The 20132-nt window shown below is 70.4% G+C and carries 15 protein-coding genes; 4 read left to right on the top strand and 11 right to left on the bottom strand.

What is annotated here, in order from left to right:
• Positions 1-67: 67 nt before the first annotated feature.
• The 6 genes from eno to CEP17_RS02665 form a co-directional block, all read right to left on the bottom strand.
• Positions 68-1348 (bottom strand): phosphopyruvate hydratase, encoded by a 1281-nt coding sequence (gene eno, locus CEP17_RS02690; RefSeq protein ID WP_036318168.1) that lies wholly within the window; start codon positions 1346-1348, stop codon positions 68-70.
• A gap of 109 nt (positions 1349-1457) precedes the next feature.
• Complete coding sequence (locus CEP17_RS02685) at positions 1458-2126, bottom strand: O-methyltransferase (RefSeq protein WP_112931161.1); 669 nt, start codon at positions 2124-2126, stop codon at positions 1458-1460.
• A gap of 31 nt (positions 2127-2157) precedes the next feature.
• Positions 2158-3162, bottom strand: coding sequence for a DUF1648 domain-containing protein (locus tag CEP17_RS02680; protein WP_112931160.1), 1005 nt, complete (start codon positions 3160-3162; stop codon positions 2158-2160).
• Positions 3159-3524, bottom strand: coding sequence for a GntR family transcriptional regulator (locus CEP17_RS02675; protein WP_112931159.1), 366 nt, complete (start codon positions 3522-3524; stop codon positions 3159-3161). The genes CEP17_RS02680 and CEP17_RS02675 overlap by 4 nt, the downstream gene beginning before the upstream one ends.
• Positions 3525-3593: 69 nt before the next feature.
• Positions 3594-4376 carry an SGNH/GDSL hydrolase family protein gene (locus CEP17_RS02670; protein ID WP_112932848.1) on the bottom strand — a complete coding sequence of 261 codons (783 nt, stop codon included), beginning with the start codon at positions 4374-4376 and terminating at the stop codon, positions 3594-3596.
• 129 nt (positions 4377-4505) lie between these two features.
• Positions 4506-5951, bottom strand: coding sequence for an MFS transporter (locus tag CEP17_RS02665; protein ID WP_112931158.1), 1446 nt, complete (start codon positions 5949-5951; stop codon positions 4506-4508).
• A gap of 113 nt (positions 5952-6064) precedes the next feature.
• Between CEP17_RS02665 and CEP17_RS02660 the strand changes: the two genes are divergently transcribed.
• Complete coding sequence (locus CEP17_RS02660; protein WP_036320015.1) at positions 6065-6964, top strand: helix-turn-helix transcriptional regulator; 900 nt, start codon at positions 6065-6067, stop codon at positions 6962-6964.
• On the opposite strand, the gene CEP17_RS02655 is transcribed toward CEP17_RS02660, so the two are convergent.
• Genes CEP17_RS02655 through CEP17_RS02645 form a run of 3 tightly spaced genes read right to left on the bottom strand, consistent with a single transcriptional unit; the run spans position 6925 to position 10080 of the window.
• On the bottom strand, positions 6925-8196 hold the full coding sequence (locus CEP17_RS02655) for an ATP phosphoribosyltransferase regulatory subunit (protein WP_239498615.1): 1272 nt from the start codon (positions 8194-8196) through the stop codon (positions 6925-6927). The genes CEP17_RS02660 and CEP17_RS02655 overlap by 40 nt on opposite strands.
• Positions 8197-8227: 31 nt before the next feature.
• On the bottom strand, positions 8228-8965 hold the full coding sequence (locus tag CEP17_RS02650; RefSeq protein ID WP_112931156.1) for a MazG family protein: 738 nt from the start codon (positions 8963-8965) through the stop codon (positions 8228-8230).
• Positions 8929-10080 (bottom strand): Na+/H+ antiporter NhaA, encoded by a 1152-nt coding sequence (locus tag CEP17_RS02645; protein ID WP_112932847.1) that lies wholly within the window; start codon positions 10078-10080, stop codon positions 8929-8931. The genes CEP17_RS02650 and CEP17_RS02645 overlap by 37 nt, the downstream gene beginning before the upstream one ends.
• 179 nt (positions 10081-10259) lie before the next feature.
• Between CEP17_RS02645 and CEP17_RS02640 the strand changes: the two genes are divergently transcribed.
• Positions 10260-12932, top strand: a complete 2673-nt coding sequence (locus CEP17_RS02640) for a phosphoenolpyruvate carboxylase (protein WP_039412269.1) — start codon at positions 10260-10262, stop codon at positions 12930-12932.
• 30 nt (positions 12933-12962) lie between these two features.
• Here CEP17_RS02640 and CEP17_RS02635 read toward each other — a convergent pair whose 3' ends face one another.
• Positions 12963-13562 (bottom strand): gamma carbonic anhydrase family protein, encoded by a 600-nt coding sequence (locus CEP17_RS02635; protein WP_112932846.1) that lies wholly within the window; start codon positions 13560-13562, stop codon positions 12963-12965.
• Between the two features lie 137 nt (positions 13563-13699).
• Here CEP17_RS02635 and gdhA point away from each other — a divergent pair, with 137 nt between their 5' ends.
• Positions 13700-15037: an NADP-specific glutamate dehydrogenase gene (gdhA, locus tag CEP17_RS02630; RefSeq protein WP_204359878.1), complete on the top strand. Its 1338-nt coding sequence runs from the start codon at positions 13700-13702 to the stop codon at positions 15035-15037.
• A gap of 5 nt (positions 15038-15042) precedes the next feature.
• A complete protein-coding gene (locus CEP17_RS02625) occupies positions 15043-16473 on the top strand; it encodes a basic amino acid/polyamine antiporter (RefSeq protein WP_112931154.1) in 1431 nt (476 codons plus the stop codon).
• Positions 16474-16492: 19 nt separating this feature from the next.
• Here the strand turns inward: CEP17_RS02625 and mfd are convergent, their stop codons facing one another.
• A complete protein-coding gene (gene mfd, locus CEP17_RS02620; RefSeq protein ID WP_239498569.1) occupies positions 16493-20119 on the bottom strand; it encodes a transcription-repair coupling factor in 3627 nt (1208 codons plus the stop codon).
• Positions 20120-20132 lie beyond the last annotated feature (13 nt).

Genomic DNA, 20132 nt, shown 5'->3' with positions numbered 1-20132 from the left:
CAGCCTACGTGGCACGCGGACGTGCGACGGGAGGCGCCCCGAATCGCTCAGCGAATCTCCAGCGGCGTCAGCCCTTGAAGCGCGGGAAGGCGCCGCGACCGGCGAAGACCGCGGCGTCGCCGAGCTCCTCTTCGATGCGCAGCAGCTGGTTGTACTTCGCGACGCGCTCGCTGCGGGCGGGGGCGCCCGTCTTGATCTGGCCCGCGTTGACGGCGACGGCGAGGTCGGCGATGGTCGTGTCCTCGGTCTCGCCGGAACGGTGCGACAGCATCGAGCGGTAGCCGTTCTGGGTCGCCAGCGAGATCGCGTCGAGGGTCTCGGACAGCGTGCCGATCTGGTTGACCTTCACGAGCAGAGCGTTCGCGACGCCCAGGTCGATGCCCTTCTGCAGACGAACCGGGTTCGTCACGAACAGGTCGTCACCGACGAGCTGGACCTTCGAGCCGATGGCATCGGTAAGGTGCTTCCAGGCCTCCCAGTCGTCCTCGGCGAGCGCATCCTCGATCGTGACGACCGGGTAGTTGGCGACGAGGTCGGCGAAGTAGTCGGTGAGCTTCTCGGCCGACCAGGCCTTGCCCTCGACCGTGTAGACGCCGTCCTTGTAGAACTCGGTGGCGGCGACATCCAGGCCGACGGCGACGTCCGTACCGGGGGTGAACCCGGCCTTCTCGATCGCCTTGATGAGGAAGTCGAGACCCTCGCGGTTGCTGGGAAGGTCGGGGGCGAAGCCACCCTCGTCGCCGAGGCCGGTGTTGTAGCCCGCCGCCTTCAGCTCGCCCTTGAGGACGTGGTAGACCTCGGTGCCCCAACGCAGCGACTCGCCGTAGGTCTCGGCGCCGATCGGCGCGAGGAAGTACTCCTGGAAGTCGATGCCGTTGTCGGCGTGCTCGCCGCCGTTGATGACGTTGAACAGCGGGACGGGCAGCACGTGCGCGTTCGGTCCGCCGAGGTAGCGGAACAGCGGCAGGTCGGCGCTGTCGGCCGCCGCCTTGGCCACCGCGAGCGAGACGCCGAGGATGGCGTTGGCGCCCGTGCGCGACTTGTTCTCCGTGCCGTCGGTGGCGATGAGGATCTCGTCGATGACGCGCTGCTCGCTCGCCTCGACGCCCTCGATGGCCGGACCGAGCTCGTCGATGACGGCGGCGACGGCCTTCAGGACGCCCTTGCCGCCGTAACGGCTCTTGTCGCCGTCACGCAGCTCGTACGCCTCGAAAGCGCCGGTGGACGCGCCGGAGGGGACGGCCGCGCGCTGGACGATCCCGTCGTCGAGCAGCACCTCCACCTCGACGGTCGGGTTGCCACGCGAATCCAGGATCTCGCGTGCGCCTACAGCCTCGATCAGTGCCACAGGGGACTCCTTGCTTGTGAAGGGTGAATCTCGGAGCGTCACGGGTGTGCTCCTGCTCCGTGTTCGAGTCTAGTGACCTGGGCGATGGACCCACATGCCCCGAACCGGATCAAACGACCAGCGCGATCGCGATGCCGTCCCACCCCTTCGCGTCCAGGGTCTGCAACGCGGTCGCCGTGAACCGGGGGTCGTCCCGCAGCATCTCCAACCCCGCGCGCACGCCGCGCACCTGCGGATTGGAATCCTCGGCATCCGCGACCCGACCGCTGCGGACGACGTTGTCGACGACGATCACCGTGCCGGGTCGTCCCAGCCGCGCCGCCCAATCGAGGTAGAGCGTGTTGGACTCCTTGTCGGCGTCGATGAAGACGAGATCGAAGGGCGCCTCGGAGGCGAGGGTCGGCAGCACGTCTGCGCCCCGTCCGATGCGGATGTCGACGCGCTCCCCCACGCCGGCGCGGTCGACGCTGGCACGGGCCACCTCCGCGTGGCGGGCTTCGGCCTCGATCGTCACCACCCGACCGTCGTCGGGGATGCCGCGGGCCAGCCAGATCGTCGAGTATCCCCCCAGCGTGCCGACCTCCAGCACCCGCCGCGCGCCGCTCAGGCGCGCCAGCAGCCACAGCAGCTTGCCCCCCGTTGGCGCCACCTCGATCGCGGGCATGCCCGCGGCGCGCTGGGCATCCACCGCTGCCGCGAGGGCGTCGTCGGTACCGACGAGGGTGTCGACGAGGTAACGGTCGACCTCATGGGCGGCGGGCAGCGAGAGCTCGGTCATAGCCCCAGCAAACCCGGTCGACGATGCGGGGTCAACGCCCCGCGGCGCGCGCGACCTCGGCGGCGAGCAGAGCTGCACCGGTCTGGGCGTCATCGACGGTGACGGTGAACACGCGACGATCGGCACGCGCAACCCGGATGCCCGGGCCGGCACGCAGGACGACACCGAAGCCTCCGCCCGGCGCCCACCGCAGACCCCAGCCGCCGAACTCACCCATCGGGCTGACGTCGACGACCTCGACGCGTTCGACCTCCGTGATCGGGATGTGCACGCGGGGAAAGCCGGTTGCGGAGATGACGGTCAGCCCCGTCTCGTCGACCCGCACGTGGAAGACCGCCGTCGCGGCGATGACCGCAGCCATCAGCACGACCAGCGCGATGAGAACCGTGGTGGTGACCGGGCCGCCGCTCACGGCGATGCTCACCACGGCCACGGCGATGAGGAGCGCGAGCGCAGCGCCGAGCACGATGAGGCCGCCGCGGGCGAGGCGCACGCTGCGCAGCCACACCGCCCGCTCGTCGACGCTCAACGGAGGGCTCATCGTCGGGGTGGTTCCGGCGACGGCGACCCGCTCGTCGGGCTGGAGCGCCCACGCGGCGACGCCGGCGACGAGTGCCGCGACGGCGGCAGCGGCCAGCCACGGCAGGACGGACGGTCCGGTCGCCGCGTCCATCACGCCGCTCTGCATCCGCACCGAGGCGGTCATCAGCACCGCGGTGAACACCGACATCGCCGCGGCGAACGCTCCCATCAGCCGGTAGACCGGGCCGCGGTCGCCGCGGCGAAGCCCGTTCAGTGCGGATGCCGCGATCAGCAGGGGCAGCCCGAGTCCGAGCGCCGCCGTGGCCAGCACCGTGGTCCCCGCGGGACCGAACCCGTCGGGTGCTCCGTTCGCACCCCAGTGGATGGCGATCGGGTCGGGCAGCGCGTCGCCGGCGGCGAGCTGGAGCACGACAGCGACCGCGCTCGCCAGCACGGGCAGCGCGACGGCGACCAGGACGAAGCGGGTGACGGCTCGGGGCCGTGTCGTGGTCATGATGATTCCTCCGGTTCGCTGTGGTGATGGATGAGCGCGGCGAGCGCCTGTGATGACAGCCCACGCTCGCGCGCTCGGGTGACGATGGCGGCAATATCGGACTGGAGCTCGGCGAGCCGATCGGCGGCATCGGTGAGGACCGCGCCACGCCCGCGATGCATGGACACCAGCCCCTCCTCCCTCAGCTGCTGATACGCGTGGAGAACCGTGTGCAGGTTGACGTCGAGCGCGGCGGCGACGGCGCGCGCCGACGGCAAGCGATCGCCGGGGCGCAGACGGCCCGCGACGGCATCCGCTCGCACCGACACCGCGATCTGCGTGAACAACGGCACATCGCTCGTGGGGTCGGTGCGGATCAACATGACGCCTCCTGTATCCATTCTATGACAAATAGAACAGTTGCCGCGATGTGAGTCTCGACGATCCGCGGGTCACGCCCGGGTGCGCACCCCCTGGGCAAGCGCCGCGACGATCTCCGGCAGCAGGGCATCGGCCGTACGCCTGTAGCCGAGCGCACTGGGGTGGAAACGGTCGACGCTGAACATGTCGTCGGGGTTCTCGATGAACATCGCCCCGACGGCGCGCCGCAGGGAGACGACCCGGGCCCCGGCGCGCCGAGCCGCCGCCGCCTGCGCGTGGGCGAGCTGCCGCGACGCCTGCGCACCCAGCGCCCGCAACGGCTGCGGCACGGGGCGCAACGCGCCCAGGTCGGGACAGGTGCCGACGACGACGGCCGCGCCCGACTCGCGCAGCCGCCGCACCGCCGCCTCGAGGTCGCTCGCCGCCGACGAGACGGGGGTACGGTGCGTCACGTCGTTGCCACCGACGATGATGACCGCGGCATCCGCCCGATAGTCCGGCGCCAGACGATCGAGTTGCGTGGCGAGATCCTTCGACTCGGCTCCCACCACGGCGACGGTGCGAAGGCGCACGGGTCGATGCAGGAAGTCGGCGAGCCCCTTGCACAGTCGCGCCCCCAGAACGTCCTTGGGCCGCTGTGCGCCGAGACCGGCTGCGATCGAGTCGCCCAGCACCAGCAGCTCGAGCGGCGCGCCCGACAGCTTCGGCCGCCACACGCGGTCGGCATCCAGCGCGATCTCACCCAGCGGCTTGCCGATACGGAGCCGCGCCAGGGCGGCCTGGCGCGCCAGCACAGTCCGCGCGGCGATCACGCCGACCGCGATCGCACCTCCCAGCGCCGCACTCGCCGCCACGCGCGGGCGGAGAGCACGCAGACGATGCGAACGCGATGTCACGCACCGATCACACTCTCCCTGCGTGAACGGCACGCTCCCGTCGGGTGGCCGGAAGGTGACCGGCCGTGCTTCCCACGGACGCCGGGCTCAGCGGTGCGCGCCCCGCCGGAGCGCCGCGGTGAGCACGAGCGCCAGCGCAAGGACGCCGCACGCGAGGGCGACATCCAGCACGAAGCCCGCGACCACCTCATCACGCCCCCTCCACCCCGTCGCCGTCGTCACGGCTCCGATCGCGATGACGCCGATCGAGAGCGCGAGCTGCTGAACGGTGCTGAACATGCCGCCCGACAGACCCGCCGCTTCGACGGGGACCTCACGAACCACCGCCTGGGTGAGGGGAGAGAAGACGAGCGCCTGACCCGCTCCGAGCAGTACGAGCGCCGGCTGAGCCCACCAGATCAGCGACGGCCCCCATGCCACGAGCGAGACGAGAAGGAACCCCACGAGCGCGATCAGCTGCAGAACGACTCCCCAGACGAGTGTGCGCACGCCGAGCCGGCGTTGGATCGGCGCCAGCGAGAGCGACACGACCGCGAACACCACCGCGAACGGCAGCAGAAGCAGGCCCGCCGTCAACGAGTCATACCCGAGGCCGGCCTCGACCGCGCGCGGGATGACGTAGAGCACCGCACCGTAGCCGGTGAAGAACAGAGCAGCGGCCACCAGCCCGAGCTGGAGGGCGCGCAGTCGCAGAATGCTCGGCGGCAGCAGGGGCACCCGACCGGAGCGCTCGATGCGATCCTGGTGCACCCAGAGCGCGACGAGTGCCGCTGCCCCCGCGGCGAGGGCGACGAACGTCGGCCATGACCATCCCGCCGACGGTCCGAAGGTGAGCGCGGAGGCGATCAGAAGAACGCCTGCGCCGAGCTCGACCGTTCCGGCGACATCGATCGTCACCGCTTCGTGAACGCGCGATCGCGGGGCGAGCGGGGCGAGGGCGATCGCCGCGAGAGCGGCGATCGCCACCACGACGTAGATCGCCCGCCAGCCGGCCAGGCCTGCCAGCGTGGCGCCCGCCAACGCGCCCCCCAGCACCTGCCCGCCGGCGGCACCGATGCCTCCGCTGGCACCGAAGGCCGCGATGGCGCGCACGCGCGCTCCCCCTGCCGAGGTGGCTTGGATCGTGGCCAGGACCTGCGGTGTGCACAGGGACGCTCCGACACCCTGCAGGACGCGTGCGGCGATGAGGACCTCGATCGTGGGGCTGGCCGCACAGGCCACGGCCGACAACAGGAAGAGGGCCATCCCGAGGGCGTAGAGCAGGTGGCGCCCGAAGCGGTCGCCGAGGCGCCCGCCGAGGATGAGGAGCACGGCGAAGGGAATGCCGTAGCCGGCGACGACGAGCTCGAGCTGGACCTCGGATGCGGTGAATGCCTCGCGAAGTTGGGGCATCGTCACGGTGACGGCGTTGAAGGCGAAAGATCCCGCCCCGGGGCCGATGAGAAACCCGATGTAGCGCCAGGTGGGCACCGCCATGGGAAGGGTGCGCACGTGCCCTGCCGGCACGAGGGGAAGTGAGGCCGTCGTCGTCATAGCGTTCATCCTGAGGCCGGCTTCATCCTGGTACCAGGAGTGCGCTCATCCTGGTATCAACGCCACCCCGCTGCGCACGCCGCCCCCGTGCCCAGCGCACTACGCTGGCAGACATGCGCACGGATCGCCGGGACGAGTTCGCCGCCTTCCTGCGCACGCGCCGTGAACGTCTGAGCCCCGACGACGTCGGCCTTCCTCCGGGCACCCGCCGGCGCGTCGCCGGCCTTCGCCGTGAGGAGGTCGCCACGCTCGCGGGGGTCGGGCTCACCTGGTACACCTGGCTCGAGCAGGGCCGACCGATCGCGGCGTCGGAGCAGGTGCTCGGAGCGATCGCGCGGGCGCTGCGCATGACGGAGGACGAGCGGGACCACCTGTTCGCCCTGGCCGGCGCGACGCCTCCCGAACGGGACGAGCACGCCTGCGTGAGCGCGGCGCACCTCGATCTGCTGTCCAAGCTCATGCCGTATCCCGCCGCCGTGCAGACGGCTCGCTTCGACATCCGTGCCTACAACCGCTCCTACCGGTTTCTCTTCGCGGATCTGGACACGATCGCTCCCGAGGGCCGCAACTGTGCGGTTCGGATCTTCACCGATCCGGCATGGCAGCGCGCGCACACCGACCTCGACAACGCCCAGCAGCGGATCGTGGCGCGTCTGCGCGCCGCATACGGCCGCCACCACGACGAGCCGGGCTGGCAACGCTTCATCGCCCAGCTCGAGGAGCAGTCTCCTCCGTTCGCCGAGCTGTGGCGCCGCGGCGACGTGGCCGCCGAGCACAATGCGGTGAAGCGCCTCGCTCATCCGCGCTGGGGAGTGCTCCAGTTGGCGATGACGAGCCTCTGGACGGGCGAGGCGGGCGGGCAGCGGGTGGTCTGGTTCTCCCCGCAGGATGCGGCGACGGCGCGCCGACTCGACGTCCTCGCCCGCTTCGCCACCGAGGAGCCGGTGCTGTCGGGTTTGTCGCCCGCGACCTCTCAGCCGAGCGGCTTGATCTCCAGCGTCTCCGGCGCTTGACCCGCCGCCACCGTCGCGAAGGACGAATACCCGTCGGCGGCAGCACGCTCAAGCAGCGCCTTGAGGTTCTTGGTGCGCTGCTCCAGACGCACCCGCGAGCCGTCCGCGACCAGTGCGGCCTTCAGAGCGACGAGCTCGCCGACCGGCACGTCGCGCTCGTGCACGAGGACGATGGAGGACGTTCCCGCATCGTCGGCATCCTCGAGAAGATCGACGATGCGCTCGAAGCCGAGGGAGAAGCCCACCGCGGGTACCTGCTGGCCCAAGAAGCGCCCGATCATCCCGTCGTAGCGACCACCGCCGCCGAGTGAGTAGGGCACGCTCGGATGGGCGAGCTCGAAGATCGTGCCGGTGTAATAGCCCATGCCGCGCACGAGGAACGGGTCGAACACGAGCGGCGCGCCCTGCGCGTCTTCTGCACAGACGCCGCGGGCCGCCGACACCGCCGCGCCGATGGCCACGAGATCGGCCACGATGTCGTCCGGCACGTCCTCGGGCAGCGCCGCGCGGATCTGCCCCTGACCGTAGGGACGGTATTCGCGCGTCTGCGGCCGGCGCAGGAAGGCGTCGAACGCGTCGACGGCTTCGGACGTGGCGCCTCGCTCGCGCAGCTCGGCGACGATGCCGTCGGCCCCGATCTTGTCGAGCTTGTCGATGGTGATCAGCACCCCGGCACGCTCTTCCGCGGCGAAGCCGAAGCTTCCGAGCATCCAATCGAGCACGCGACGGTCGTTGACGCGGATGCTGCCGCCGACCAGACCGAGCGCGTCGAGCGCATCGAGGCTCGCCACCAGCAGCTCGGCCTCGGCCCGACCCGTCGGGTCACCGATGATGTCGATGTCGCACTGCACGAACTGGCGGTAGCGGCCCTTCTGCGGCCGTTCGGCACGCCACACCGGCGCCATCTGGATGGAGCGGAAGACCGACGGCAGCTCGGCGCGGTGCGTCGCGTAGAAGCGCGCGAGGGGAACGGTGAGGTCGTAGCGCAGGCCGAGGTCGCTGAGTGCGGCGGCGTCGTCGGCCGCGGCGCGGATCGCGTCGGCATCCAGTCCACGCTTGAGAACGTTGAAGGCGAGCTTCTCGTTGTCGCCCCCGATGCCCGCGTGCAGCCGGTCGTAGTCCTCCATGACCGGCGTCTCGATCTCGTCGAATCCATGGGCGCGGTAGCGATCGCGGATGACGGCGAGCACGCGCTCGCGACGGGTCTTGTCGGCGGGGAGGAAGTCGCGCATGCCGCGCGGCGGGTTCACGGATGCCACGCGATCATTCTTCCAGGTCGCCGGATGCCGACGCGGACTCGACGGCTCGCACTTCGTCCTCGAGTCGGCGGATCGCGCCTCGCAGCGCACGCTCGGCATCCCACCCGCGGCGCTGAGCGCGCGCCACGAGCCCGAGCAGCTCCGCGCCCAGCTGCTCCTCGCTCTGCGTACCCGCGTCACCGTCGTCCCGCCCGTGGTCCGGGCGAGGCGACGACAACGGCAGCGCTGCCGCGCGGCCCAGCAGCTTCTGCGCCAGCGCGAGGGAGGGCATGTGGGCCGAGACGCCGTCGAGCACGGACCGCCGACCCTGCTTCTCGGCGGCCTTGGCTGCGTTCCAGTGGACGAGCACTTCCTCGGGAGTGGTGGCGACGGCATCCCCGAACACGTGCGGGTGCCGACGGATCATCTTCTCGGCGAGCGCGTCGGCGACGTCATCGATGTCGAAGGGATCCTCCGTCGCGTCCGCCGCGACCGCGGCGTGGAACAGCACTTGCCAGAGCAGGTCACCGAGTTCCTCGCGCAGATCGGCGCGCGTGCCGGCTTCGACGGCGTCGATCAGTTCGGCCGCCTCTTCCACGAGGTACGGCACGAGGTCCTCGTGCGTGATCCGCGCCGACCACACGCATCGCGCCCGCACTGCTGCCATGACGTCGGCGGCGCGTCGCAGGGCGTCGCCGGTGGAGGTCGACGCCGGGTCGATCGGACTCAGACGGTCGCCGTGCTCCGGCGTCGATGATGCCATGCCCGCCACGATACGAGGATCCCGGCGATCACGAGCGAGATCGCCGAGCCGGCAAGCACCCCGAGAGTGGCCTGATCGCGGATGTCCGGCGCCCCGGAGAACGCGAGTTCGCTGAGCAGCAGCGACACCGTGAAGCCGATTCCGCCCAGAGCACCCGCCGCGAGGAGGTCACCACCGGCGAGTCGATCGTTCTTCGGTACCCGCAGAAGGCGCTGCGCCAGGCCGCCGGCCACGGCGATTCCGATGATCTTGCCGACCGGCAAGGCGACCAAGACTCCCCAGAAGGCCGGCGAGAGCTCTCCGGCAGACACGGCGGGGATCGCGACCAGGGCCGCGCACAGCGCGAACAGCGGCAGCACGATCGCGTTGACCCACGGTTCGAGTGCGTGTCGCGCACGCAGAGCGGGCTGCTGGGCCATCGCCAGCCCGAGCACGACGCCCGCGATCGTCGCGTGCACGCCCGACTCGTGCACCGCATACCAGGTGCCGATCGCGGTCACGACGAGACCGACGACGGCGACCGGACGGGCACGGGTGTCGAGGAGCCGGCTGCAGGCCGCGAAAACGACGACGAACACCAGCGCGAGCAGCATCATGGCGAAGTCGACGTCGGCCGTGAACAGCACCGCGATGAAGACGATCCCGACGATGTCGTCCAAGATGGCCAGCGCAAGGAGGAAGATGCGCACTCCGGAGGGCAGACCTCGACCGAAGACGGCGAGCACGCCCAGCGCGAAGGCGATGTCGGTGGCCGTGGGAATGGGCCATCCGGCGCTGGTCGCCTCCCCGCCGGCGATCAGCACGTACAGCACCACGGGCGCGATCACGCCGCCGGCCGCGGCGATGGCGGGCAGGACGGCACGTCGTGGGGAGGCCAGCTGACCGCTGGTCAGCTCGAACTGCAGCTCGACCGCGGCGATGAAGAAGAAGACGGCGAGCAGGCCGTCGGAGATCCAGTGACGGACGGACAGGTCGACGATGCCGGGAATGCCGACATGCGCATCCGCGACGGCGAAAGCAATCGGCGCGGCCGGGCCATTGGCCACGATCAGGCCGATCGAGGCGGCGGCGAGCAGCAGGACGGCGGGGAAACGGGCGGATCGCAACAAGGACACGGTCACTCCGGGGGTCGACGAACGGGACTCGCCGACCAGACTTCCCGGCACACCGTCCGACGACGCGCAGGGAACAACACGCCGTCGCGTCGACGTCGGGGCGTCATAAAACGTCGTCACCCCGAGCTTCCAGACTACCCCGTGACAAATGTGAAACACCGTGCCATTACCGTGGTCTCATGCGCGAACTCACCCGAACCGAAGCGATCGACCTCGTCGGCCGCGATGAGGCCGAGAACGAACTGCCCGAGCGCTTGCGTGCCGACGTGCGCATGCTCGGCGCTCTGCTCGGTCGCGTCCTGCGCGAAAGCGGCTCCCCCGGCCTGTACGACGACGTCGAGCGTCTGCGCCTCGCGACCATCGCCGCGTACAGCGATGAGTCGCCCGAGGCCTTCGAGCGAGCGGCGCAGATCGCCGAGTCCTTCTCCGTGGAACGCGCCGACGAGGTCGCCCGCGCCTTCACGGTCTACTTCCATCTCGTCAACCTCGCCGAAGAACACCAGCGCGTGCGTGTCCTCCGTGAACGCGACGGACGCCCGGAGCGTGAAGATGCGGCCGACTCGGTGGCCGCGGCGTTCGTGCGCCTCGCGGCGGAGGTCGGCGACGACACCGCCCTGGCGCGCCTGCAGGCGATGCGCTTCCACCCCGTGTTCACGGCTCATCCCACCGAGGCCCGCCGCCGCGCGGTATCGACCAGCATCCGACGCCTGGTCACGCTGCTGACCGAGCGCGACGCCTCGCTGGAGGGTGGGGCCGACGAGCGACGCGCGGAGCGGCGCATGCTCGAAGAGATCGATACGCTGTGGCGCACCGCGCCGCTACGGGCGGAGAAGCCGACTCCCGTCGACGAGGTGCGCGCCATCATGGCGGTCTTCGACGAGACCCTGTACACGGCGGTCCCCCACGTCTACCGACGCGTCGACGATGCGCTGCAGGGACCCGCGGCCGGCGGTCGCGCGCCCGTCGTGCGCCCCTTCGTCCGTCTCGGGACGTGGGTCGGCGGCGACCGCGACGGCAACCCGTTCGTGACAGCCGCCGTCACGAAGAAGGCCGCGTCGATCGGTGCCGAGCACATCCTGCTCGGCCTGGAGCGCTCGGCCGTCCGGATCGCCAAGACGCTGACGCTGTCCGAGGACACGACGCCGCCGACCGCTGACCTCCTCGGCCTGCTGCAGCGACTCGCGGACGCCGACGAGGACGGTGCGGCAGACGCCGCCAAGCGGGCCAAGGTCGAGCCGCACAAGCGCGCGATGCTGCTGATCGCCCGTCGCATCACCGCCACGCGAAAGCGCGACGCCGATCTCGCATATCGCGACCCCGACGCGCTGCTGGGCGAGCTGCGCACCGTGCAGCAGTCACTCGTCGACGCGGGGGCCCCGCGCCAGGCGTATGGACACCTCCAGCAGCTGCTGTGGCAGGTGGAGACCTTCGGCTTCCACCTCGCCGAACTCGAGGTGCGTCAGCACTCCGCCGTCCACGCCAAGGTGCTCGCCGAAGTCGCCAGCGGCGAGCCGCTGAGCACGCAGGCGGAGGAGGTGCTCGAAGTCTTCCGCACGATCGCGCAGATCCAGAACCGCTACGGGCCGCGCGCCGCCGGCCGCTACATCGTCTCCTTCACCCAGTCCGCCGCCGACCTCGCCGCCGTGCACGAGCTGGCGCGGCTGGCGGTCGGCCCCGGGGGCACCGTTCCCGTCCTCGACGTGATCCCCCTGTTCGAGACCTTCGCCGACTTGCAGGCCGCGCCCGCGATCATGGCCGAGATCGTCGACCACCCGCAGTTCGCGGCACGGCTGGAAGCCACCGATCGGCGGCTCGAGGTCATGCTCGGCTACTCCGACTCCTCGAAGGACGTCGGTCCCGTCGCCGCCAACCTCGCCCTCTACGAGGCGCAGGCGAAGATCGCCGCCTGGGCCAAGGAATGCGGCATCCACCTCACCCTCTTCCACGGACGAGGCGGCGCGCTCGGTCGCGGCGGCGGACCGGCCAACTCGGCGATCCTGGCGCAGCCTCCGCACTCGGTCGACGGACGGTTCAAGCTCACCGAGCAGGGCGAGGTGATCTTCGCGCGCTACGGCGACCCCAACATCGCGATGCGTCACATCGACCAGGTCGCCGCGGCCGTCCTGCTGGCCTCCGCCCCGTCGATCGAGAAGCGCAACAGCGCGGCGGCGGAGCGCTACGCCGAGGTCGCCGCGACGATGGATGCCGCCTCCCGCGCGCGATTCTTCTCGCTGGTCAAGGCCGACGGGTTCGCGTCGTGGTTCGCGACCGTGACGCCGATGGAGGAGATCGGCCTGCTGGCGCTGGGCTCGCGTCCCGCACGACGCGGTCTGTCGGTCGAGTCGCTCGAAGACCTTCGCGCCATCCCGTGGGTCTTCGCATGGTCGCAGGCCCGCATCAACCTGGCCGGCTGGTTCGGTCTCGGATCCGCGCTGGAGGCCGTCGGGGACGTCGAGCTCCTGCGACGCGCCTACGCCGAGTGGCCCCTGTTTCGCACCGTCATCGACAACGTCGGCATGAGCCTCGCGAAGGCCGACGGTCGTATCGCGCGCCGCTACCTCGATCTCGGTGACCGCAGCGACCTGGCCGACCTCGTCGTGGACGAGCTGCAGCTCACCGGCGACTGGGTCGTACGCATCGTGGGCGGCGACGAACTGCTCTCGAACAAGCCGGTGCTGCAGCGCGCCGTCAAGATGCGAAGCCCGTACGTCGATGCACTCTCGCTGCTGCAGCTGCGCGCCCTTCGCACGCTCCGCACCGGCGAGCACGACGAGGCCGACCTGGCGCAGTGGCAGCGCCTTCTGCTGCTCAGCGTCTCCGGCGTCTCGGCCGGACTGCAGAACACGGGGTGATCGCACCCCGATCCGGACCGCCGCGGGGACTCAGTCCACGCGGCGGTCGTCGGCGTGGCGCGCGAGCGCCGCGCCGTAACGTTCGGTGAGCTGGATCATCAGATCGGGTGTCTCCCGATCCAGGCCGAAGACGAACCCCGGGAAGTCCAGCTCCTTCTGCAGCGCCCAGATCTCCTCGTGACGATCGGGCGAGAGCATCTGGGCGGGATCGCCCACGGCGACCCAGCCGATGGGTACCACGGCATCCGGCGGCACGACCGTGCGCAGGTGCACGATCGCCCCGATGCGCACCTCGGATCGTTCGCCGATGCGCGCACCGTTGAACACCCGGATACCCGTGGCGAGAAAGACCTCATCGGCGATCGTCGCTCCGGAGATGCTGGCCGTCGGGCCCACGAGCACGTGCGAGCCGATGTGCACGGGGTGTGCGGCGCTCGCCCTGATCAGGGCGTTCTCCATGACGATCACGTGTGAGCCGAGCGTGATCGGGCCGCCCTCCGCCGTCAGCACGGCACCGTGCAGAATCTGGCAGCCGGCTCCGATCTCGACGTCACCGGAGATCACGGCCGTGGGGGCCACGACGGCATCGGGGTGGATGCGGGGGCGCGCCCCGAGATGTTCGAACTGCATGATCATCCTCCCGCGCCCAGCGTAGGCGAGCGACGTCACACGCGTCGAGGCCCGCCTCGGTCGCCGCTAGGGTGGGACAGGCCGCACCACCCGGGGCGTGGCCGGAAAGCTCCACCGTGACAGACCACCTGACACCCCTGCCCGCCCCCGTCGACATCGTGTTCCGTGGCGTGCGCGAACGCAACCCGCACGAGGCGGAGTTCCAGCAGGCGGTGCACGAGGTGCTGGACTCGATCGCTCCCGTCGTCGAGCGCCACCCGGCATTCGAAGCCGCCGGCGTGCTCGAGCGGTTGGTCGAGCCCGAGCGCCAGATCATGTTCCGCGTGCCGTGGGTCGACGACGCCGGTCGCGTGCGCGTCAACCGCGGCTATCGCGTGCAGTTCTCTTCGGTGCTCGGACCGTACAAGGGCGGTCTGCGCTTCCATCCCAGCGTCAACCTGTCGATCATCAAGTTCCTCGGGTTCGAGCAGATCTTCAAGAACGCACTCACCGGGCAGGGCATCGGCGGAGCCAAGGGCGGCAGCGATTTCGATCCGCGCGGGCGCTCGGATGGCGAGATCATGCGGTTCTGCCAGGCCTTCATGAACGAGCTCTACCGCCACCTCGGCGAGCACACCGACGTGCCAGCCGGCGACATCGGGGTCGGCGCGCGAGAGGTCGGTTATCTCTTCGGCCAGTACCGAAAGATCACGAACCGTCACGAGTCCGGCATGTTCACCGGCAAGGGCGTGCAGTGGGGCGGAGCGGAGGTGCGTACCGAGGCGACCGGCTACGGTGCCGTCTTCTTCGCCGAGGAGATGCTGGCGGTGCACGGCCGCACGCTCGACGGTCTGCGCGTGGGGGTGTCCGGCTCGGGCAACGTTGCGATCTACGCCATCGAGAAGGCGCACCAGCTCGGCGCACTGCCGGTGACCGCATCCGACTCGTCGGGCTACGTCGTGGACGATGCCGGTATCGACGTCGCCCTGCTGCGCGAGATCAAAGACGTCGAGCGGGCCCGCATCTCGGTGTACGCCGAGCGTCGGCCCTCCGCCCGCTTCGTCGCGAACGCCCGGCCCTGGAATGTCGCGGTCGACATCGCGGTGCCGGCCGCCACACAGAACGAGCTCGACGAGAACGACGCGCAGGCCCTCATCGGCAACGGTGTGACGGCCGTCTCCGAGGGCGCCAACATGCCGTGCACTCCCGGCGCGGTGAGCGCATTCCGCGCGGCCGGGGTCCTGTTCGGTCCGGGCAAGGCCGCGAACGCCGGCGGCGTCGCGACCTCGGCGCTGGAGATGAGCCAGAACGCGTCGCGCCAGCGCTGGAGCTTCGACGACAGCGAGCGCAAGCTGCGCGCGATCGTGCGCGACATCCACCGGGCGGCCTTCACCGCCGCCGAACGATACGACAGGGCCGAGGACTACGTCGCCGGAGCGAACATCGCCGGCTTCGAGCGTGTTGCGCACGCCATGCTCGCGCAGGGTGTGATCTGACGGCGATGAGCAGAGACGTCCGCTCCCCCGCGACCGTCTCCACCCTGACCCTGTCGACGTTCGTCGTCGGATCGATGGTGGGTGCGGGTGTGTTCTCGCTGCCGGGCACGTTCTCCGCACAGACGGGAGTCGTGGGCTCTCTCGTCGCCTGGGCTCTCGCGGGAACGGGGATGTTCACGCTCGCCCTGGTCTTCCAGCGACTGGCCGCACGTCGACCCGACCTGGACGCCGGTGTCTACTCGTATGCGCGCGCAGGCTTCGGCCGCTACCTGGGCTTCCTCTCGGCGTTCGGGTACTGGGCGAGCGCGTGCGCGGGCAACGTCTTCTACTGGGTCTTCATCATGTCGACCATCGGCGCGGTCGCGCCGCCGCTGGCCGGCGGCGACACGGTGCTCGCCGTCGCCGTCTCTTCGGTCGGGCTGTGGGTGTTCTTCCTGCTCGTGCGGCGCGGCACCCGCGAGGCCGCTGCGGTCAACCGCATCGTGAGCGTCGCCAAGGTGCTACCCATCGTCGTGTTCGTCGTGCTGTGCGTGACGGCCTTCGATCCCGAGGTCTTCGCCGCGAACCTGTGGGGACCGAACGATCTGCCACTGTTCGATCAGGTGCGCGGAACGCTCCTGGTGACGGTGTTCGCCTTCATCGGCGTGGAGGGCGCCAGCGCGTACTCCCGGCACGCGCGCCGCCGGCGCGACATCGGACGCGCGACGGTGCTGGGCTTTCTGAGCGTGCTCGCGATCTTCGCCTCCGTCACCATCGTGTCCTTCGGCATCCTGCCGCGTGAGCGCATCGCCGCCCTCTCCCAGCCGTCGATGGCCGGTGTGCTCGCGGAGGTGGTCGGCCCGTGGGGCGCCGCCTTCGTCGGAATCTCGCTCATCGTCGCGGTACTCGGGGCCTATCTGTCATGGACCCTGATGGCGGCCGAGGTGCTGCTGGTCGCCGCACGGGACGGCGACCTTCCTCCGATCTTCGCGCGCACCAATGCCCACGACGTGCCGGTCGGCGCGTTGACGATGTCGACGCTGCTCGTGCAGGTGCTGCTGCTGGTCGTCCTGCTGTCGGCCGATGCCTTCGACGTCGCCCTCAGCCTCACCAGCGCCTTCGCGCTCATCCCCTACGTGCTCACCGCGGGCTACGGCCTGCGGGTCGCGATCGCCGACGTGCGCGCGGAGGGCGCCCGCCGCGCGGCCGGTCTCGGCGCTCTCGTCGTCGCGATCTGCGCGACCGGTTACACGCTGTTCCTGCTGGCGGCGGCCGGGGGGCAGTATCTGCTGCTGGCGATGCTCGTGCTGGTACCCGGCACGGCGCTGTTCGTCGTCGCGCGACGTCGTCGGGAGCACCGTGTGTTCGCGCCGGCCGAGTGGGTGGTGTTCGCCCTCGCGGTCGCCGCGGCGATCGCGGCGGTCGTGCTGCTGTCCGACGGGGCGATCTCCCTCTGATTCGCGGGGATCGCGCCGGTCAGGCTTCGGCGGCCTCGGTCACCGGCAACGGGTAGAGCTGATCGATGAGCTGGGCGACCCACGCGATCAGATCGGCGTCTGCGACCGGCTCGCCACCGGCGGTGGGCAGCGGCACGATCATCGCCTCGCCGCCGGCGAGCACCTTCGACTTCGGGTAGAGACGCTGCAGCCGCACACGCAGGGAATCGGATGCCGGGGCGGGCACGACGCGCAGGTTGGGCCCCATCGCGACCACATCGGAGAGCCCGGCAGCAGCGGCGCGACGGCGCAGGCGTGCGATGGCGACGAGACCGTCGACCTCGCGCGGCGGCGCACCGTACCGGTCGGTGAGCTCCTCGATGACCAGGTCGATCGGATCGGCCGAGGCGCCGCCCTCTCCACCGCGGGTGCGGGCGTCGGGGGATGCCGCAGCAGAGAGCTTCTGGTAGGCCTCCAGACGCAGCCGCTCGCTGTCGATGTAGCTCTCGGGCAGACGCGCATCGACCGGAAGCTCCAGGCGCAGCTCGGTCGGGCCGTCCACCTCGTCGCCGCGGAAGGTGGCGACCGCTTCGCCGATCATCCGCAGGTAGAGGTCGAAGCCCACGCCGGCGATGTGCCCGGCCTGCTCGGCGCCCAGGAGGTTTCCGGCACCGCGCAGCTCGAGATCCTTCAGGGCGACCTGCATGCCGCTGCCGAGGTCGTTGTTGACGGCAATCGTCTCCAGCCGGTCGGCGGCTGTTTCCGACAGCGGCTTCATCTCGTCGTAGAGGAAGTAGGCGTACGCACGCTCCCGGCCCCGGCCGACGCGCCCGCGCAGCTGGTGGAGCTGGCTGAGGCCGTACTTGTCGGCGCGGTCGATGATGATCGTGTTGGCGTTGGAGATGTCCAGCCCGGTCTCGATGATGGTCGTCGAGACGAGCACGTCGAAACGCCGCTCCCAGAATCCGTCCACGACCTCTTCGAGTGCGTGCTCTCCCATCTGACCGTGGGCGACGGCGATCCGCGCCTCGGGTACCAGCTCGGCGAGCTGGGCGGCGACGCGTTGAATCGACTGGACGCGATTGTGGACGTAGAAGATCTGCCCCTCGCGCAACAGCTCCCGGCGGATCGCCGCGGCGATCTGCTTGTCGCTGCGGGGCCCGACGTAGGAGAGGATCGGATGCCGGTCCTCGGGCGGAGTCTGCAGCGTCGACATCTCGCGGATGCCGGTGACGGCCATCTCGAGTGTGCGCGGGATGGGGGTCGCGCTCATCGCGAGGATGTCGACGTTCGTCTTCAGCTTCTTCAACGCATCCTTGTGCTCGACGCCGAACCGCTGCTCCTCGTCGATGATCATGAGCCCGAGGTCCTTGAAGGCGACCTTCTCGGTGAGGATGCGGTGGGTGCCGATGACCATGTCGACGCTGCCCTCGAGGAGCCCTGCGACGATCTCTCGTGCCTCCTTGTCGGACTGGAACCGCGAGAGCGGACGCACCTTCACCGGAAAGCCCGCGAACCGCTCGGTGAACGTGTCGAGGTGCTGTTTGACCAGCAGCGTCGTGGGTACGAGCATGGCGACCTGCTTGCCGTCCTGGATCGCCTTGAACGCGGCCCGCACGGCGACCTCAGTCTTGCCGAAGCCGACATCGCCCGAGAGCAGGCGGTCCATCGGGATCGGCCGCTCCATGTCGGCCTTGATCTCCTCGATGGTCTGCAGCTGGTCGGGGGTCTCGGCGAAGGGGAACGCCTCCTCCAGCTCACGCTGCCACGGCGTGTCGGGACCGAAGGCGTAGCCCTTCGCGGCCATCCGCGCCGAATAGAGCTTGACCAGTTCGACCGCGATGTCCCGCACGGCCTTGCGCGCCTTGCCCTTGGCCGCCGCCCAGTCGCTGCCGCCCATCTTGGAGAGGGTCGGGGCCTCACCGCCGACGTACTTGCTCAGCAGATCGAGCTGGTCGGTGGGCACGAACAGCTTGTCGCCCGGGTGACCGCGCTTGGAGGGTGCGTATTCGAGCACGAGGTACTCGCGGGTGGTCTTGACGGCATGACGGCCACCGCTGGACACCTCGCGCTGCACGAGCTCGACGAAGCGTCCGATGCCGTGGGTGGAGTGGACGACGATGTCCCCCGCCTTCAACTGCAGCGGGTCGACGACGTTGCGCCGACGGGAGGCCAGTTTCTTCACGACGCGGCTGTCGGCGCCGATCGTGCGCCCGTAGAACTCCGCCTCGGTGAGCACGGCCAGTCGGGCCTCGGGCTGCTCGAAGCCGCTCTCCAACGCTCCGACGACCGTGACCGCGACGCCCGGTTCCGGCGCGTCGTGGAGCCCGTCGGCGCTGCGGGCGGCGATGCCCCGCTCGGCGAGCACGTCACGCGCGCGATCGACCAGTCCCACACCCGAGGCCGCGACGACGACGCGCCACCCCTCGGTGAGCAACTGCGCGACGTGCGCGGTGGCGCCGTCGACATTGCCCTGGAAAGAGGGCACCGCCGATCCCGGCACGCGGACGACATCGCTGCGGGGCGCGGAGGCGAGGCCGGCGAGATCGGCGGCGGCATCTGCCTCGCCCGAATCGAAGCCGCTGAGGGTCCACCACACCCCGGAACGGCTCGACGTCGCCGCCTGCAGCTCCGGGAGGGTCAGGAAGTCACCGGAGCCCAGGTCGATCGGGGTGTCGGCGCCGGCGACGGCGGCGCTCCACGCGGCCTCCAGGAATTCCCGGTTGGTCTCCCCGAGCGTCATGGCGCGGCCGACGGCGCGCTCCGGATCGACGAGAGCGACCGCGGCGCCGGTGGGCAGGTAGTCGATGAGCGGCACCACGGCGTCGGCGAGCGCCGGCAGCAGAGACTCCATGCCCTCGACCGGAATGCCCTCGCTCATCTTCTCGAGCATGGTGCGCAGGCCCGGGAAGCGGTCGCGCAGCGCGGCCGCGCGCTCACGGACCTCAGGGGTCAGCAGCAGCTCACGGCTGGGCAGAAGGGTGATGTCCTTCACCTCTCCGGGCAGGGAGCGCTGATCGGCGACCGAGAACGCGCGGATCTGATCCACCTCGTCGCCGAAGAATTCGACCCGATAGGGATGGTCGGCGGCCGGAGGAAAGACATCGAGGATGCCGCCGCGCACGGCGAACTCTCCGCGTCGCGACACCATGTCGACCCGGTGGTAGGCGAGCTCCACGAGTCGTCGCGTGACGGCGTCCAGATCGTGGCCGCGCCCGCCCACGGACAGGGCGATGACGCCGGCGTCGGTGAGCCCGGCCGCGATGGGCTGAAGCGCGCTGCGCACCGAAGCGGTCACGACGAGGGGGCGTCGCCCGTCCCAGCTTGCGACCGTGCGCAGCAGATCCAGGCGGCGTCCGACCGTTTCTGGCGACGGGCTCAGGCGTTCGTGCGGAAGGGTCTCCCAGGCGGGAAAGTGCCGCACCTCGGCATCCGGGATGACGTCGGACAATGCCGCACCCAACGCCTCAGCGCGGCGGCCCGTGGGAGCCACGGCCAGCAGGACACCCGGCAGACCTGCCGCGCGCCGACGATCCAGCAGCGCGGCCAGCAGCGGCGCGTCCAGCCCGGGGATCATCGAGAAATCGGCGTCGGAGAGGGCCGACTCGACGGATTCGCGGATCACATCCGCCTGAAGAAGGGCGTGAACGATCCCGGAAACTGTCACCGAAAGAGTCTAT

The sequence above is a fragment of the Microbacterium sp. PM5 genome (genome assembly GCF_003293595.1).
GTDB lineage: Bacteria > Actinomycetota > Actinomycetes > Actinomycetales > Microbacteriaceae > Microbacterium.
This window is presented reverse-complemented; position numbering and strand designations above follow the sequence as displayed.